13 protein-coding genes are annotated in these 14,990 nt (G+C 53.3%); 6 read left to right on the top strand and 7 right to left on the bottom strand.

The window, feature by feature from the left end; all coding sequences use genetic code 11:
* The first annotated feature begins 120 nt into the window (after positions 1-120).
* Positions 121-918, top strand: coding sequence for a DUF2161 domain-containing phosphodiesterase (locus GSF01_RS07560; protein ID WP_159882507.1), 798 nt, complete (start codon positions 121-123; stop codon positions 916-918).
* 65 nt (positions 919-983) lie between these two features.
* Here the strand turns inward: GSF01_RS07560 and GSF01_RS07565 are convergent, their stop codons facing one another.
* The 5 genes from GSF01_RS07565 to GSF01_RS07585 all read right to left on the bottom strand — a co-directional run bounded on the left by GSF01_RS07565 (position 984) and on the right by GSF01_RS07585 (position 7,029).
* Entirely contained in the window at positions 984-1,949 is a 966-nt protein-coding gene (locus GSF01_RS07565; RefSeq protein WP_159882509.1) for an NAD(P)/FAD-dependent oxidoreductase, read from the bottom strand.
* A 396-nt stretch (positions 1,950-2,345) separates the two neighbouring features.
* Positions 2,346-3,632: an MFS transporter gene (locus GSF01_RS07570; RefSeq protein ID WP_159882511.1), complete on the bottom strand. Its 1,287-nt coding sequence runs from the start codon at positions 3,630-3,632 to the stop codon at positions 2,346-2,348.
* Positions 3,633-3,870: 238 nt separating this feature from the next.
* Positions 3,871-5,184 carry an ABC transporter substrate-binding protein gene (locus GSF01_RS07575; RefSeq protein ID WP_159882513.1) on the bottom strand — a complete coding sequence of 438 codons (1,314 nt, stop codon included), beginning with the start codon at positions 5,182-5,184 and terminating at the stop codon, positions 3,871-3,873.
* A 124-nt stretch (positions 5,185-5,308) separates the two neighbouring features.
* On the bottom strand, positions 5,309-6,145 hold the full coding sequence (locus tag GSF01_RS07580; RefSeq protein ID WP_159882515.1) for a carbohydrate ABC transporter permease: 837 nt from the start codon (positions 6,143-6,145) through the stop codon (positions 5,309-5,311).
* Positions 6,145-7,029, bottom strand: a complete 885-nt coding sequence (locus GSF01_RS07585; RefSeq protein ID WP_159882517.1) for a carbohydrate ABC transporter permease — start codon at positions 7,027-7,029, stop codon at positions 6,145-6,147. Before GSF01_RS07585 ends, GSF01_RS07580 begins: the two co-directional genes overlap by 1 nt.
* A gap of 243 nt (positions 7,030-7,272) precedes the next feature.
* On the opposite strand from GSF01_RS07585, the gene GSF01_RS07590 reads away from it, so the two are divergent.
* From GSF01_RS07590 to GSF01_RS07605, 4 genes are read left to right on the top strand one after another with little or no spacing between them, the layout of a single operon-like run.
* On the top strand, positions 7,273-9,078 hold the full coding sequence (locus tag GSF01_RS07590) for a sensor histidine kinase (protein ID WP_159882519.1): 1,806 nt from the start codon (positions 7,273-7,275) through the stop codon (positions 9,076-9,078).
* Positions 9,059-10,681 (top strand): response regulator, encoded by a 1,623-nt coding sequence (locus tag GSF01_RS07595; protein ID WP_159882521.1) that lies wholly within the window; start codon positions 9,059-9,061, stop codon positions 10,679-10,681. The genes GSF01_RS07590 and GSF01_RS07595 overlap by 20 nt, the downstream gene beginning before the upstream one ends.
* Positions 10,678-11,118 carry a hypothetical protein gene (locus GSF01_RS07600; RefSeq protein ID WP_159882523.1) on the top strand — a complete coding sequence of 147 codons (441 nt, stop codon included), beginning with the start codon at positions 10,678-10,680 and terminating at the stop codon, positions 11,116-11,118. The genes GSF01_RS07595 and GSF01_RS07600 overlap by 4 nt, the downstream gene beginning before the upstream one ends.
* Before the next feature lie 11 nt (positions 11,119-11,129).
* Entirely contained in the window at positions 11,130-12,212 is a 1,083-nt protein-coding gene (locus tag GSF01_RS07605; RefSeq protein WP_159882525.1) for a phosphodiester glycosidase family protein, read from the top strand.
* Positions 12,213-12,555: 343 nt separating this feature from the next.
* Here the strand turns inward: GSF01_RS07605 and GSF01_RS07610 are convergent, their stop codons facing one another.
* The gene (locus GSF01_RS07610; protein WP_159882527.1) at positions 12,556-12,717 is read right to left on the bottom strand and encodes a hypothetical protein; all 162 of its coding nucleotides are present in this window, start codon (positions 12,715-12,717) and stop codon (positions 12,556-12,558) included.
* A gap of 228 nt (positions 12,718-12,945) precedes the next feature.
* Between GSF01_RS07610 and GSF01_RS07615 the strand changes: the two genes are divergently transcribed.
* On the top strand, positions 12,946-14,511 hold the full coding sequence (locus tag GSF01_RS07615) for an alpha/beta hydrolase (RefSeq protein WP_159882529.1): 1,566 nt from the start codon (positions 12,946-12,948) through the stop codon (positions 14,509-14,511).
* Between the two features lie 56 nt (positions 14,512-14,567).
* Here GSF01_RS07615 and GSF01_RS07620 read toward each other — a convergent pair whose 3' ends face one another.
* On the bottom strand, positions 14,568-14,831 hold the full coding sequence (locus GSF01_RS07620; RefSeq protein ID WP_201305340.1) for an AbrB/MazE/SpoVT family DNA-binding domain-containing protein: 264 nt from the start codon (positions 14,829-14,831) through the stop codon (positions 14,568-14,570).
* Positions 14,832-14,990: the final 159 nt, after the last annotated feature.

Below are 14,990 nucleotides of genomic sequence, written 5' to 3' on the forward strand. Positions count from 1 at the left end.
CGTACGAAGTTGCCCGATATTTTAAGGCCGGTTCAAAAAGGTCAGCGCGCCATGACAAATGGATGAAAATCACCTATAATGTTGGTACTTAACAGGATCGTGTAAGGGGGGGAAACGAAGGTGCCGATCAAAAGCGAGACGGAGCTCTACGCCCCGGTCAAGGCCTATCTGGAGCAGCAGGGGTATGAAGTACGGGGGGAAGTCAGACACTGCGATCTGGTCGCCATACGGGGGGAAGAGCCGCCGCTGATCGTAGAGCTGAAGCGCGGCTTCTCGATCCCGCTCCTCCTGCAGGGGATTGACCGACTGCGCCTGTCGCGGACCGTCTACGTCGCCTTCGAGCGCCCCAATAAAGGACGCGCCCCGCACGGCGCGAGCTGGCCTGAGCTTCGGCGGCTGTGCGGCATGCTCGGGATCGGCATGATGACCGTGCAGTTCTACCGCACGCGCAAGCCCCGCGTAGAGGTCGAGTGCCATCCGCCCGACCTCTCTGTGGCGGCAGGCGTATCGCCGGCGCGGACGCCGCGGCGAAGCAAGTATGCGGCCGGCAAGCTGGAGCAGGAGTTCCGCGAGCGGCTGGGCGATTATAATGTAGGGGGAAGCTCCAGACGCAAGCTTGTGACGGCTTACCGGGAGAAGTCGCTTCAGCTTGCCGCTATGCTTGCGCAGCATGGCCCGTTATCGCCGCGCAGGCTGCGTGAGCTGTGCGGCAACAGCCGGGCCGCGGGGATGCTGCAGAGAAATGTATACCTCTGGTTCCAGCGGGTGGAGCGCGGTATATACCGCTTGACGCCCCAAGGCGAGGAGGCGCTGATTACCTATGCCCATGTAGTGGAGGCACAGCGCTCCCGGCTCCCGGGAGACTCTTCGGAGGACGCAACAGATCTCGATGATCATCGCGCGGCACCCGGGACCTAAGAGCCCGCCCCGCTTCCTTCCGGACATCAGGGGCAAGGTGACTCCTTATCAGTAAATCGCGCAGCTCATCTGCTTTGTTTCGATAGCTCCTTATGCATCCAGATCGCAGCCTGCGCGCCCTCTCCCATCGCGATGACCGATTGCTCGGCATGAACCCCGATATCCCCCGCTGCCCAGACGCCGGGCACATGCGTCATCTTCGTCCGGGGATCGGTCACGATATGCCGGTTCTCCATCCGCTCAATACCGAGCTTCCGTGCCCATTCGGAGTGAACCTCATTGCCTCCGAATGCGATAAAGCCTCTATCCGCCTGAATCCTTCTTCCGTCCTTCAGCAGCACGCCTCCAAACGGTGCAGGTGCCGGCCTCTCTTCGTCCCCCTGCGGCGCGCCCTTTTCTTCCTTGTTCGGACCTTGGTCCGTGCCCTCGAGAATCTGAACAATTTCCATTTCGATATAGTCGATTCCCTCTCTGTGCAGCCTCTCCAGCTCGTCGCTTCCGACAGCATGCCGTTCATGGTTGATGTAGACGAGATCATCGCACCAATGCCGAAGAGTAAGCGCCATCCTCGCGCCCGGGACCCCGGAGCCGAGCACGGCCGTCCGTTTGCCAACCGTTTCATATCCGTCGCAATCCGGGCAAACAAACACGCTGTACCCGAGCTTATCCTCCAGTCCGGGAAGCGACGGATAACGGTCCGAGATCCCGGTGGCGATCAACAGCGTCCTCCCCCGGAGGCTGCCTCCACTCGATCGCAAGGCCAGCTCAAAGCCCTCCTCGTGCCGCGCAGCGGCCACCACCTCGTCCTGTCGAAAATGTACCCCGTAGCTCTCCGCCTGCATGCGCCCCAGTCTCCTGAGCTCCTGACCGGACACCCCCTGCGGCCACCCAATGATATTACGATAGCTGCCGCAGAGCGTCGAACGGCCATAGCCCTTATCCACGACCAGCACCGAGTACCGGTAACGCCCTAGCTGAATCGCTGCCTGCAAACCGGCAAAGCCGCCCCCGACGATCAGACAATCATACATGTACACGCCTCCTTTTGAAGCAGTTAGAGCTAAGCGAAAACGATTATTACCAGTGTCCCCCTTCTTTAGAAGGAAAGATACCTGTCCAGCAAAAATAAAAACCCAGGAATATATGCCTACTATTTTCGAAAGATATGTAGGAAATTTGACCTATATCCAAATATTAGTTATACTTTACTTATACGATTTCAATCCGAGGTGCTGTCATGCTCCGATGTATTCTGATTTTGTATCATCGTATGATGAAGAGCTTCTATAAGAAAGATGGCGCTTGGCAAAACCAAAGCTATGTGCGCCATCACCGCAAAGAGCGTATGTATATAGAAAAAAAGAGAAGGTGAGCTCTCTCACCTTCTCCCGCATGCTTCTTTATTCCCCACGTATACCTCGTTGTCCCTATCCTTCCGCGCTGGCGCTAGCCCTCGCTCCCGCTTCTACGCTCGCGTCCCGCTCGATCAACCGCACCATCAGAAACTGCAGCAGCGCTCCAACCAGTACGATCCAAGGCAGGATCTCGAAGCCAAACCGTTCCGATATGAGCACAAAGGAAAATATCGACACCACGCGCCCTGCGTTCATGAAAATTTCCCTTAACACGACCGATTCGACCCGAAGCTCTCCTCGCAGCGGGAGATCCCCGATCAGCCGGTAGAAATACGAGCTGACGGTATTGCCCTGCACCGGCGCGCACAGCGAGTAAATAACCATAAAGATAAGCACGGTTGTCAAAGAGATGTCCGCTTGCAAGCATAGGGCCCCGATGACAAACCCGACGGCTGTGTACGCGATAAAAGACTTGGAGCGCTCCTCTGTGCCAAAGCGGGAAATAAAGAAGCCTGCCACGATGCTGAGTCCCGCAAACAGCACGCCCAAATAACCGACAACATCCTCGCGGCCGACGATCCGATAAAGCAGGATGTTCGGCAGAAACAGCATGATTCCCTGCTGCAGCCCCATGGTAAAAAAGGATAGCAGCGACTTGGTCCACCTCGGGTGCTTGCGCAGCAGCAGACTCGTAAACTTTAAATAATAGGTTTTGTGATGGGAGTTCTTCGTCCTAATCCGCAGACTTCCGATACTTGCAATCAAAAACATGAAGCAAGCGGTCCCAAATACAAGCGTGTAGCCTTGAAGTCCATCGTTGGAGCGGATCAGAAAGCCGGCCAGCGCCGGTCCGATCAGCCCTCCGAGCGTAAAAGTAATCGTATTTACTGCCAGATAACGGATGCGGTTGCGGTCCGTGGAAACATCATACATCAGGGTCAAATAACCGACCCAATAGAAGGCGCTTGCAATTCCGTTGCATACCGCGAATAGCAAATAATACGTGACGACTCGTTCGCCAGCGAAGACGACAGCCAGATAAAAGATGGCGTTCATCGCGATCCCGATCCGGTAGACGACCATCCGGTCCTTGCGCTTGATCAGCCATCCGCCCAACACAAAGGCGCCTGCCACCGCCACGTAGTTCACAGCATAGTAGATGCCATTGATAGCCATACTTTGCGTCAATCTCCACAAATACAGCGTAAGGAACACACCGGACATCGAAGCTCCGAATTGAAAGCAAAAATGAATAAACAGCGACACGCTCGCCTCCCTGGACAATCGCTTGTCCGGAGGGATCACCGTCCTTCTTGAATCCAGCCAATCCGCGAGCCCTGCCCCGAATTTCGAACCCATCCGCCACCATTCCGCCTCTCTCGTCGCTCAAGCTGCTTGTATACTTGTAGTTAGGTTCATTGTATCAACGCCCCTCATGCTTGGGAAACGGTAAAAACCCGCTTTTGACACGTATCCGACCAAATTCGGGCATTCAGCACGATCTCCGCCGGAGAATGTGATTATCTCCTTGATTTTCTAACGGAAGGCAAGCAAAAACGCCGCCCTCTTCAACCGGGCGGCGTTCCTTATGCCGTTCTTATTTTTTCTTCAAGCTATCCCAGGTTTCCTGGAACTCGGCGAACATTTGATCCTTCGTTTTTTGCTTCGCTACATAAGCTTGCATCGTAGCGGCAAACTTCTTGCTGGAAGCTTCGCCTCCAGGGAATTTGAACCAGTTCCAGCTGAGCGTCTTGTTCTCTTTGCTATATTTCATCAGATCGGCAGCCAGCGTACCGAGGATTTTTTCATCGGCCGTGATCGTAGTGAACGCCGGGATGAATTTGAACTCTTCCACCATGTACTTTTTGCCGATATCAGAAGTGACGAGCCAGTTAAGGAACTTTTTAGCCTCTTCCTTGTTGGCCGAGTTTTTGTTGATCGCCCAGTTATTCGGTACGCCTACTGGCAGCTTGTCGTTCGCTGCAGGATCATCGCTGATCGGCATTGGCAGGAACCCGACTTTCAGATCCGGATTCGTCTGCGTCAGCTGCAGCTGCGTCCAGTTCCCTTGCTGGGTCATAGCGGCCTTGCCTGTTGCGAAGTCCGTGACTTGCGTCTTGTAGTCCGTCTGCAGCGGGTTCTTGTTGCCGTATTGCAGCTGAAGATCGAACAGCTTCACCCAGTTGTCGAATGTAGCGTTTCCGGGAATCTTGGCAGAGCCGTCGTTCAGTCCCGCGATGAATTTGTTCGGATCAGGCTGATAGGCGAACGGCAGATTCACAAAGTGATTGCCCAGCACCCACCACTCGCCGTAGCCGTTGACGAAAGGAGTAACGCCCTTGGCTTGAAGCTTCTTCGCAGCATCCTCGAGCTGCGAGAGCGTCTTCGGCAATTCGGTAATACCGGCTTGCGCGAACAAATCCTTATTGTACAGGAAGCCGTAGCCTTCCAGGTTAAGCGGCTGGCCATACAGCTTGCCATCCTTCGTCATAGGCTCCTTGGCCACCTCGACCAAGTCTTTGACCCATGGCTCTGCAGATAAGTCTTCCAGATGCTCGATCCATTTGTCGAGGTCGGAGAAGCCGCCATTGTTGAAGATATCCGGCTTGTCCCCGGAGTTGAACTTAGCCATCAGCGCCGCGCCGTAGTCGGCACCGCCTCCGACCGTATCGATCTGGATCTTAACGCCAGGATTCGCCTTCTCATATTCGGCCGCCAGCTTGGCAAGCGGCTCGGCGATTTCTACTTTGAACTGAAACATTTTCAAGGTAACGTTTTTGGCTCCGCCGGCAGCCCCGCCAGTAGCGCCTCCGCCTTCAGCAGGCTTTTCCGTTTTCTGCGCACATCCTGCAGCAGCTGTCATAGCGAGTGCGGCAACCAGTCCCAAGCTTACGATTTTCTTTGCTTTCATGTTCAGATAACCTCCCTTATTCTATGAAAACGTTTTTTTCTTATACAACTTTATTGTATACAATGCCCAGTCTTCCCTACACCGATTAAATTGATCGAAATAGTGGAAGATCTTGACATTGGGTTTACCCTTTTACCGAGCCTGCCGTGATGCCTTCGATAATATATTTCTGCATCGACAGGAAGAAGATAATGATCGGAATAACGCCCAGGACCAGGGCGGCTAGTGCCAGATCCCATTGCTTCGTATATTGACCGAAGAAGGAATACGTCGCCAGCGGAATGGTCCGCAGATCCGGGCTGTTCAAGACAAGCAGCGGCAGCAGGAAGTCATTCCAGATCCACAGGCTGTTAAGCAGTACGATCGTAACCGACATCGGCTTCAGCAGCGGGAACACGATCCGCCAGAACACCCCGTACGGCGAGCAGCCGTCTACCCGGGCCGACTCCTCGATTTCTTTGGGAATCGACTTGATGAAGCCGTGATACAGAAATACGTTAAGCGACACCCCGAAGCCGAAGTAACAGATGATCAGACCGAGGCGGCTGTCCATTAGTCCGACCTGGCTGGCTACCTTAACCAGCGGAATCATGATCGACTGAAACGGAATGACCATCGCCGCGACAAAGGCCAGAAACAGCAGGTTATTGAAACGCGACGGATAGCGAACCAGGCGGTAGGCTGCCATCGAGCTGATGACGACCAATCCGATGTTGCTGATCAGGGTGATGAGCAGGGAGTTGCTGAACACCCTTGGAAATTTCATGATCGTCCACACCTTGCTATAGTTCGCCAGGTTAAAGGATTGTGGCAGGTTAGACGAGTTGACAAGCAGCTCCCCGAACGTTTTCATCGAGTTCACGATAACGAAGTAGAAAGGAACCAGGAACAGCAGACCGAGGATGATGGCCAGCACTTCCAGCGAGAACAAGCGGAAATTGTAGCTCTTGGTCGTCTCCATCAGGCTTCCACCTCCTTGCTCTTCGTAACTCTCACCTGAATCATAGTAATGATTGCGACCACGATGAAGAAGAGAAATGCTTTGGCCGTTCCAAGACCGTATCTGTTGTTACGGAACGCTTCTTCATAAATATTCAGCGCGACCGACTGGGTCGAGTTGAACGGTCCGCCTTGCGTCAGCGAGACGTTCAGGTCATACATCTTGAACGCCCACGAAATCGTGAGGAACAAGCAGACGGTGACCGATGGCATGATCAGAGGCAGTGTGATGTTCCGCAGGGACTGCCAGCGAGTGGCACCGTCGATGTAGGCCGCTTCCTGCAGCTCCTTCGGAACGTTGGCCAAGCCCGCGATATAGATGACCATCAGGTAGCCCGCGTGCTGCCAGACGCTGACGATAATAAGCGCCCAGAAAGCCGTCGGCGCATCTCCGAGCCAGGGAAGCTGGAAAAATCCAAGTCCGGTCAGCTCTCCGATGTTCGCGAAGCCTTTGACAAAAATAAATTGCCAGATAAACCCGAGCAGCAGACCCCCGATCACGTTCGGCATAAAAAATACCGTGCGGAGCGCGTTTCTGGTTTTCAGCGCCTGCGTCAGCAGCAGGGCCAGCCCGAAGCCGACCACATTGGAGATCACCACTTCGGTCACGGTAAATCTAGTCGTGAACCAGAACGATTTATGAAAATCCTTATCGTTCACCATAATCTGCTTAAAGTTATCGAAACCGACCCATTTCACATGAGAGGTTACCCCATTCCATTCGGTGAACGAGTAGTACATGCTCATGAGGAAGGGCACTAGCACAATGATGCTAAAAAAAACGAAAGCCGGCCCGACGAACACGAGCTGCTGCAGCGCTGTAGAAAACCGCTGGTTTGCCTTCATGGGAACCTCCTCCTTTTCTTCTGTATTAAACTCTGCATTCCATTAATAAACTATACCTTAAGTATAAAAAACCTAGAGTGCCTTGAACACGCAATCTCGTGACGTAACAGGTGGAATTTATTGATTATTGTTGATACAATTAATGCTTGAATGTTGATGCCTGGGACGAGCCTTCCTTCGGAAATGCACCGGCCCTGCGCTTACGACGCCGCTTTCCTTCGGAAAGCATGGAGGAGGTTTCCCTTGATCCGCAACAGTATCCGCAACAAGCTGATCTTGTTCCTGCTGGCCGCTACGCTGCTGCCGCTCTCCACTTCTATCATCGTGACCTATCTCGTAACCGAGCGTCAGGTGATCAAGGAAACCATTCAGACGAACTCCAACCTGATCTATCAGGGCAAGACCAATCTGGTCAATTACCTGGAAGGGATCAAGCAGGCCTCCCTGCTCATCTATAACGACACCTCTCTTTACGGGGTAGTGGAGGAAGGTGCGGTCTCCTATATCAGCCGGAGCGAGATTGTGCGGGGTCTTCAAAGCATCACCAACACGATCAAGGAAATTCATCAAGCCTATCTATATATCAAGAAGACCGACAAATCCTATTTATATACGAAAGGCAATCTGAACGCCCGCGTGGAAGGGGAGACCAAGTACATCCCCGACATCGGGAAGGGCGATCTTAGTATCGAGCCGACGCATCCGAGCCATACTTACGGCATTCAGCCCGTCAATGTGCTGCCAAGCTCCGTCGTCTTCACTTTGCATCGCTCCATCCTGAACTCTCTGACGATGGAGGAGCTGGGCACGATTTCGCTCGATGTCAGTATCGGCTTTATCAATTCGATCGGCGATCAGCTCTATTCCCAAGGCGAGGAGCTGTACGTGCTGGACGGCCAAGGGACGGTCGTCTATGGGTCTAGGCCCGTCTTCCGCGGGAAAAAGCTGGACGAGCCCTGGGTAAGGGAGCTGCTTGCCCGAGAAGACACGAGCGGCAGCTATGAATGGAGCGACTCGGCCTTCAAGGGCATTCAGATCTACGAACGCATCGAAGACCCCTCTGTGACTTGGACGATCGTCAAACGAATCCCCTATGAACTGCTCTATCAGCATGCCCGGCAGCTCACCTTCGCCAACGCCTTGATATTGGTGCTGTTCATGGTCATCGTCATAGCGGGCACCGTGTTTATTTCGTTCAAGTTCACCGCTCCGATCAAGAAGCTGCTCGGCTACATCGGCAAGATCCAGACCGGCAACATGGAGGTCGATATCGACGTCAAAGGCAATGACGAGTTCGCCATCCTCGCGCATCGGTTCCGGATCATGATGCAGACGATTAACCAATTGATCACCAAGGAGTACAAGCTGGAGATCGCCAATAAGACCAATCAACTGAAAGCTCTTCAGGCCCAGATCAACCCGCACTTTCTGTATAATGCCCTGCAATCCATCGGAACGCTGGCTCTTCAGCACGAGGCGCCGAAGGTCTATTCGCTGTTGTCCTCGCTCGCCAAAATGATGCGGTACGGGATGAATACGAACGAATCGATCGTTCCGTTAAAAAAAGAACTGGATTATGTCCGCTCTTACTTGCAGCTGCAGCAGCAGCGGTTCGCAAGCGAGCTGGACGTGGACTATAGCATCCAGGAGGAGGCCGCCCATATCCTGGTGCCCAAGATGATCGTGCAGCCGCTCGTTGAAAATTATTTCAAGCATGGCTTTGACCCCCGCACTCAGACGGGGCGCATCGCCATCCGGGCCAGCTGCGACGACTCCGGACAGCTTATCCTGGATGTGTCGGACAATGGGAGAAGCATCGATGAAGAGCAATTGGCTGCGCTGCGGCTCAATCTCAAGCAGCCGACCGACTCCGTCGGAGAGATGGACGGCATCGGACTGCAAAATGTGCTGGCCAGGTTAAAGCTTTATTACGACAACGAGGCTCATATGCGTCTAGAACGGAAAGGCCCGCTCGGCGGATTTCAGGTTACGCTCGTAATCCCCGGCAAGCGAAAGGAAGAGGATATGCATGATCGCGATGATCGTTGACGATGAGAAGCATGTGCGGGATGCCATCAAGCTGCTCGTGCCATGGTCCAAATTCAATATTAACAAGGTGTACGAAGCCCAGGACGGCGAGGAAGCCGTCAGGCTGATGCAGGTTCATCGCCCGAACCTGGTGTTTACCGATATGATGATGCCGCTGATGGACGGCAAGGAGCTGATGGTTTGGCTTCATGAACATCTACCCGCGGCCAAAACCATCGTGATCAGCGGACATGAAGAATTCGATCTGCTGCGTCATGCGATCAAGTACGGCGGCGTGGACTACATCTTGAAGCCGATAGACGCCGAGCAGCTGACGGAGACGGTATCCCGAGCCGTCGAGCTGCTGCGCAAAGAGGAAGCCCAACGGCAGCAGCAGCAGGATCAAACGATCGAAATGAACCAGATCAAGCCCGTTTACTGGGACACCATCTGGTCCAACCTGGTGACGGAGCCCAAAGCCTTTGACAAATATGCCAAGGAAATCGCTGAAGAATACGGACTCGGGCCTCAGACGAGGCCGTGCCGTCTGGCCGTGCTCAGTCTCGATACCATTAGCGGCAAGCTGAAGAACAGCTTCTGGTCCCAGTGGGATCTTGTTTTCTTCTCTCTGATGAACGTATGCAACGAAGTGCTTACGGAGAGCCGTGACGAGCGGATCGGCGTCGCTTTCCGATACTGGAACAATGACCAGGAAATCGTGCTGCTGCTGTGGGACGGGCTGGAGCAATCGAACGCCCTGCTGCAGCATATTCAGACCTGCATCCGTACCACGTTCCAAAGCTCGCTGGATATGGGGGTGAGCGGTCAGCTGGCCTTCCCCGATGCGCTTCGCGAAGCTTATACGGAGGCCAAGCTTGCCCTTCGGCGGCGTAATCTGCTTGTTAAGGATAAGCGGATACATGAATACAAGGACAGCGTCGCGCATGCTCCCGCCTTGCTGTCGATGAACGAGCATGCCGAGGGCATCCGCCTCGCCGTTCGAAGCGGGAGTGAGAAGCAGGTCCGCAAGGCGGTCGGGGAATGGATGCAGACCGTCCGCGGACTGCAGACCATTGACAGCGAGCAGCTTGAACAGTGGTGGCATGAATACAACGGCTACAAAAAGCGTTGGTTGAACGAATGGTTTGGAGATAACCTGCCCGCCGGGCGTCCTGAGGACGAGCCCCGCTTCCATGTGCCAACCGATGACGAAGGTAGGCTCGCGCTAGAGCTGTGGGAGCAGCAGCTTGTACGAAGCCTGACCGAGCTGTCCAAGCAGCTGCTCCAATCCCAGCGGCAGGAAAGCAATGTCATTTTTGAAATAGCTGCCTATATCCGCAATCATTATCACCAGGATATAACCCTGCAGGAGATCGCTAACCACTTTTACTTGAGCCGTGAATATATTTCCCGCAAATTCAAACAGGAATTCGGTGAAAACTTATCTGACTATTTGAGCGGCATTCGCATGGAGAAAGCTAAATTGCTACTGCTTAACCCCCATCTGCGCATTTCTCAGATTGCTGCTATGGTGGGGTACGACGATGAGAAATATTTCAGCAAAGTGTTCAAGAAAATGGAAGGCGTCTCTCCGAACGAATACAGGAAGGGGAGAGAGTCTTGAATACTCCGATTGAACCATCGATGGACCGAGGGCGGGAGCTTCCCGTCCGCAAGGGAAAGCCGCGAGCCTCGCGCGCGCGGACCTATATCTTGCTGCTAGTGATCTGGGGAGCTCTCGTCGTTCTGGGCGGCTGGGGGGCCAAGGTGTATACCGACCGCTTGCAGCAGCAGATGAAGGCGGACATCTCGGCGCAAACCGAGGCTCAGCTTGCCCAAATCTCCCAGCAATATCAGAATCAGATCGGCGATCTGCAAACTCAGGTAAGCTCGGAGATGAAGCAGCTCCAAACGAAGATTGATGCGGTCAATGAGCTGCTTTCCTTCACGAAGGACAGCGCCAGCAGCAAGACGGATAACAGCAACCAGCTGTATACCCAGCTCGCCGAGGTGACCAAAAAATTGGACGAGCTGAAAAAGCAGCTCGATGCGCTTCAGTAGGGGGGATAAGGATGACTCTCAATCCTATTCAGCGTATTAACCGGCTTATGCTGCTTGCCCTCGCTCCCTTTCTGGGGGCTCTGGGGCTTCTGCTCTGGAGTCAGCCCTCCGTACAGCTCGATAAGCCGCAGGATCGCCCGGCCGTTAGCCTGCAGCAGCAAGAACTCGTAAGGGAGGCGCTATCCAAGCTGGACCTCGCGGCCAGCGATGCCACCCTGACGCGCTCCACGATTCAGAAGTACTACGAGCTGTACGCCAAGAGCGCGGAGGAAGCCGCCCGCATGTCGAAGCTGGCAGATAGCGCGGCTGCGCGGCCTGCCGCGGTCTTCGACTCCCGCATAGCAGCCAAGCTTGGGGGCAAGGTGACCCGTTCCGCCAGCTCCGGCAACATTGACCTGAAGCTGTATACCTTCTCCGAGGAACGCTATCGGGGCTATGCGTTGAAAGTCAACCTGAAGTCAGACAAAGGCATGAAGATGGTGCTTGGGGAAGATAAGGTCGGAGGCAGTGAAACCACGATGCAAGCCGTTAGCCGCTACGGCGCCATTGCCGGCGTCAATGCAGGTGGCTTCGCCGATGACAATCGTACAGGCAAACGGTATCCGCTGAGCACGACCGTACTCGGCGGCAAATACGTATATGGATTTGAACCGACCTTCGATAACCTGACCTTTATTGGGCTAAGCACCGACCGCAAGCTGATCGGCGGAAAATTTGACAAGCAGGAGGATTTGGACAAGTTAAAGCCGGCCTTCGGAGCTACGTTCGTACCTATCCTGCTGCAAGGCGGCAAGAAACAAATTATTCCCTCCCAGTGGGTGAACTCTCCTGCACGTGCGCCCCGTACGGTCGTAGGCAGCTTTAAGAACGATCAGCTGTTGTTTGTTGTTACGGATGGATATGACGAAAACGGCAACTCGGGGGCAACCCTTGCCGAGCTGCAGGACAAGCTGGCCGCTCTCGGGATCAAGGATGCGTACAATCTGGATGGCGGAGGGTCCTCCAGTCTGATCTTCGACGGACAGGTCATCAACCGGCCGTCAGACAAAGGCAAGCTGCGGAAACTTTCTACTCATTTTTTATTTTTTAAATAACGGTTCCGTGTTCACAGATTTATTCGTTTTCTTTTGAATTATACGTTTTCTTTTGAGGGCGGGTTGGTTATAATACGGGGTGGGAGGTGCTGAACATGTCCGCTACATTTTGGTTAGTCTTGACTGTATTCGTGTTGTTCATCACTGCGATGCTTACAGCTTCCTACAATGAAGACAAAACAAAGGGCCTGTAAGCCGATGCATCAAACGACGGGTTGGACGGAACGATCTTCAGCGTAACTGATCGTTTCGTCCAACCCGTCTCTGATCTTCATGGCCAGATCTAACTCACTCCTAATGGATACATTTCGTATCACACTCCGGCGCTTTTAAAGGATTTCCTCTACGTTGCATCTCCACAACTATCGACCTTAATCTCATCCTCAGGCTTGTCTCTGACAATGTCATTCGAACTCAAGCTTCTCCATCGTTCAGCGTCCAAGCCCAATTGCTCGATCAACACATAGATATCCAGCTCAACAAGTTTCCGATTTCCCGTTGTCATTGACGTTAGTCCCATCCTTTTTTAAAGCGGTTGATTTACTCCATTTCCCTTTATTGTGAATATTACCATATTCTCCGTTACAAAAAGGTTACAGTTTACTCTTATTTACGCTCAAAAAGTTAGCTTTATTATTAGTTGGACAAATTTTCTGATATACTTGCTTAACATATAAGCCTTTTATCCTATTTTATTCTTTGCACTGGCTGGCTATAGGAGGACTTTGGGCTTATGTTTTTTTCATCACATGGCTATCCTATGTACTATGAATGGAGCGTTAACGAAAATCCCGAGGCCAAGACGATTGTACTCCTGCACGGAGCAGGGTTATCCTCTGCCATCTGGCAGCCGGTCACTCGGTACTTAACCAGCCTCTATTCCATCCTGGCTTATGATTTGGCCGGTCACGGACAAAGCGGCGATGATACCCGTCCGCTGTCTTTTGAAGCAATGGCAAAGGACCTGCACTTGCTGGTGAGATCGCTGGGGCAACAGCGTGTTGTCCTCGTCGCGCACGATACCGGTGCCTGCATAGCGGAAAGATATGCAGCTTTGTATCCGGCGGAGCTTGAATGCGTCGTTATGCTCGCGCCTGTATGGCCGATACCGCTTGCGTCTATTCAGCAGCAGCTCCTAGCGAAACTTAATCAGTTGGAGCGTGCCGCCTCCATGAAAGAATATGCGACTCTGCTGATTCCCTCGCTCAGCGCTGTACTCCCGGAGGCGGGAGGCGATGTCTACCGCGGCGTACAAGCGGCCATTGCCCGGGTTGCCAAGGACCTGTACCGCCGTCTGGTCGAACTGTCCGCCTCGGATACTGGCATGCCGATGCCGGCATCTTTCCAGCGGCCGCTGCTGCTGATAGCGGGAGAACTGGACCCCTTCTTTCCTCCGGTTCTCGCCCATTTGATCGCTCAACTGGTCGGGGCCGCCTCGGTTCTTATCCTGCCCGATGCTTCCAATCTTGTTTTTGCCGATCAACCCCTCTACACGGCGGATTTCATTCACCGCTTTATTCAGAGGCAGACATCTGAGACTATCCGGAAAGCGAACCCGATAGAGCTGGAGCTCAGATCAACGTTCCGCTCATACTGGGAGGACAGACAGCCCCATGAGGTAACCAAGCGCCAGCATCTCCGTATTCGCTGCGTTGGCACCTTCGAGGTAAGCGTCGGCAATCGGATGATCCAACAAGGCTGGAACACCAGACATGCGAAGAGTCTGTTGATCTACCTTGCCTTCCACCGTAGCGCCACCCGCGAGCAGCTGTGCGACGCGCTGTTCTCGGAGAAGGATTCCCCTAAAGCGATGAGCAACCTCCGCGTCTACTTGAGCCACTTTGCCAAGCTGCTCGAATCCGCAGAATCGGATATCCCTTGTGTGACGATCGAACGAGATACCGTCAAGCTGAACTATGAGGTTGATTGCGATCTGATCGGTTTGTTGAAACAGCTCCATTTTGCTATGGATATGGGAGATAACGCTTACAGGCATTCTATGTGCCAGCTGCTGCTGGAAAAGCTCCAGGGCAATATATTGCCGGGATGCTATGATCCCTTCTCGCTGCAGCAAAAAGAAACAATCGAACATTTATGGGAGATCTTGTCTCTCTGGGCTGCAGACTACACCTGCAGACAGGGCTTGTATGCGGAAGCCGTATCGTTCTTGCACAGCGGGCTTCAGTACTGTACAGGGGACGAACTCCAGTTCTACGACCGGCTGATCGAGATTTACAGACGCACGGGAAACGGAAAGGAATTGCGGAAGTGGAAGCGGATGAGGGATAAATCCGTATAAGGGAAACGGGCTTGCCAATATGAGTACTGCAAGCCCGTTTGTTAGGATCGAAATACTTAAGCTTGCGAATTGCTTGGTCTCATGTGATACATTTCACCCAGGCATTCGGAGCAAATATGTCTCTCCTTAAAATCGCTAACTTGTTCCATTGAACCGCAAAAAACACATCGCGGGCGGAATCGTTCCAGAATGATATGGTCGCCGCTTACGAGAATTTCGACCGGATCTCCTTCATTCATCTGATATCGCTTGCGCAGCGATTTTGGAAGCACAATACGGCCAAGCTGGTCGACCTTTCGTACGACACCTGCAGGTTTCATCATTAATTCACCTCACTTTTTACACACTGTGAAACAGAATCCACTTCGTAAGGATTCGACATCCGTGTAAAAATTCCTTCCGCCCGTTGTTCCTTTCTTTCTGCATGCAACCGATCTTCCTCATTTTGTATACCCGGTTCCTAGCCATCCGAAACAGCG

Source organism: Paenibacillus puerhi (assembly GCF_009846885.1).
GTDB lineage: Bacteria > Bacillota > Bacilli > Paenibacillales > NBRC-103111 > Paenibacillus_G > Paenibacillus_G puerhi.

Coding starts and splice junctions, on each gene's coding strand:
- GSF01_RS07575 (WP_159882513.1), bottom strand. CDS start 5,184: ATGAAAGCAAAGAAAATCGTAAGCTTGGGACTGGTTGCCGCACTCGCT.
- GSF01_RS07620 (WP_201305340.1), bottom strand. CDS start 14,831: ATGAAACCTGCAGGTGTCGTACGAAAGGTCGACCAGCTTGGCCGTATT.
- GSF01_RS07570 (WP_159882511.1), bottom strand. CDS start 3,632: ATGGGTTCGAAATTCGGGGCAGGGCTCGCGGATTGGCTGGATTCAAGA.
- GSF01_RS07595 (WP_159882521.1), top strand. CDS start 9,059: ATGATCGCGATGATCGTTGACGATGAGAAGCATGTGCGGGATGCCATC.
- GSF01_RS07605 (WP_159882525.1), top strand. CDS start 11,130: ATGACTCTCAATCCTATTCAGCGTATTAACCGGCTTATGCTGCTTGCC.
- GSF01_RS07585 (WP_159882517.1), bottom strand. CDS start 7,029: ATGAAGGCAAACCAGCGGTTTTCTACAGCGCTGCAGCAGCTCGTGTTC.
- GSF01_RS07565 (WP_159882509.1), bottom strand. CDS start 1,949: ATGTATGATTGTCTGATCGTCGGGGGCGGCTTTGCCGGTTTGCAGGCA.
- GSF01_RS07615 (WP_159882529.1), top strand. CDS start 12,946: ATGTTTTTTTCATCACATGGCTATCCTATGTACTATGAATGGAGCGTT.
- GSF01_RS07610 (WP_159882527.1), bottom strand. CDS start 12,717: ATGACAACGGGAAATCGGAAACTTGTTGAGCTGGATATCTATGTGTTG.
- GSF01_RS07580 (WP_159882515.1), bottom strand. CDS start 6,145: ATGGAGACGACCAAGAGCTACAATTTCCGCTTGTTCTCGCTGGAAGTG.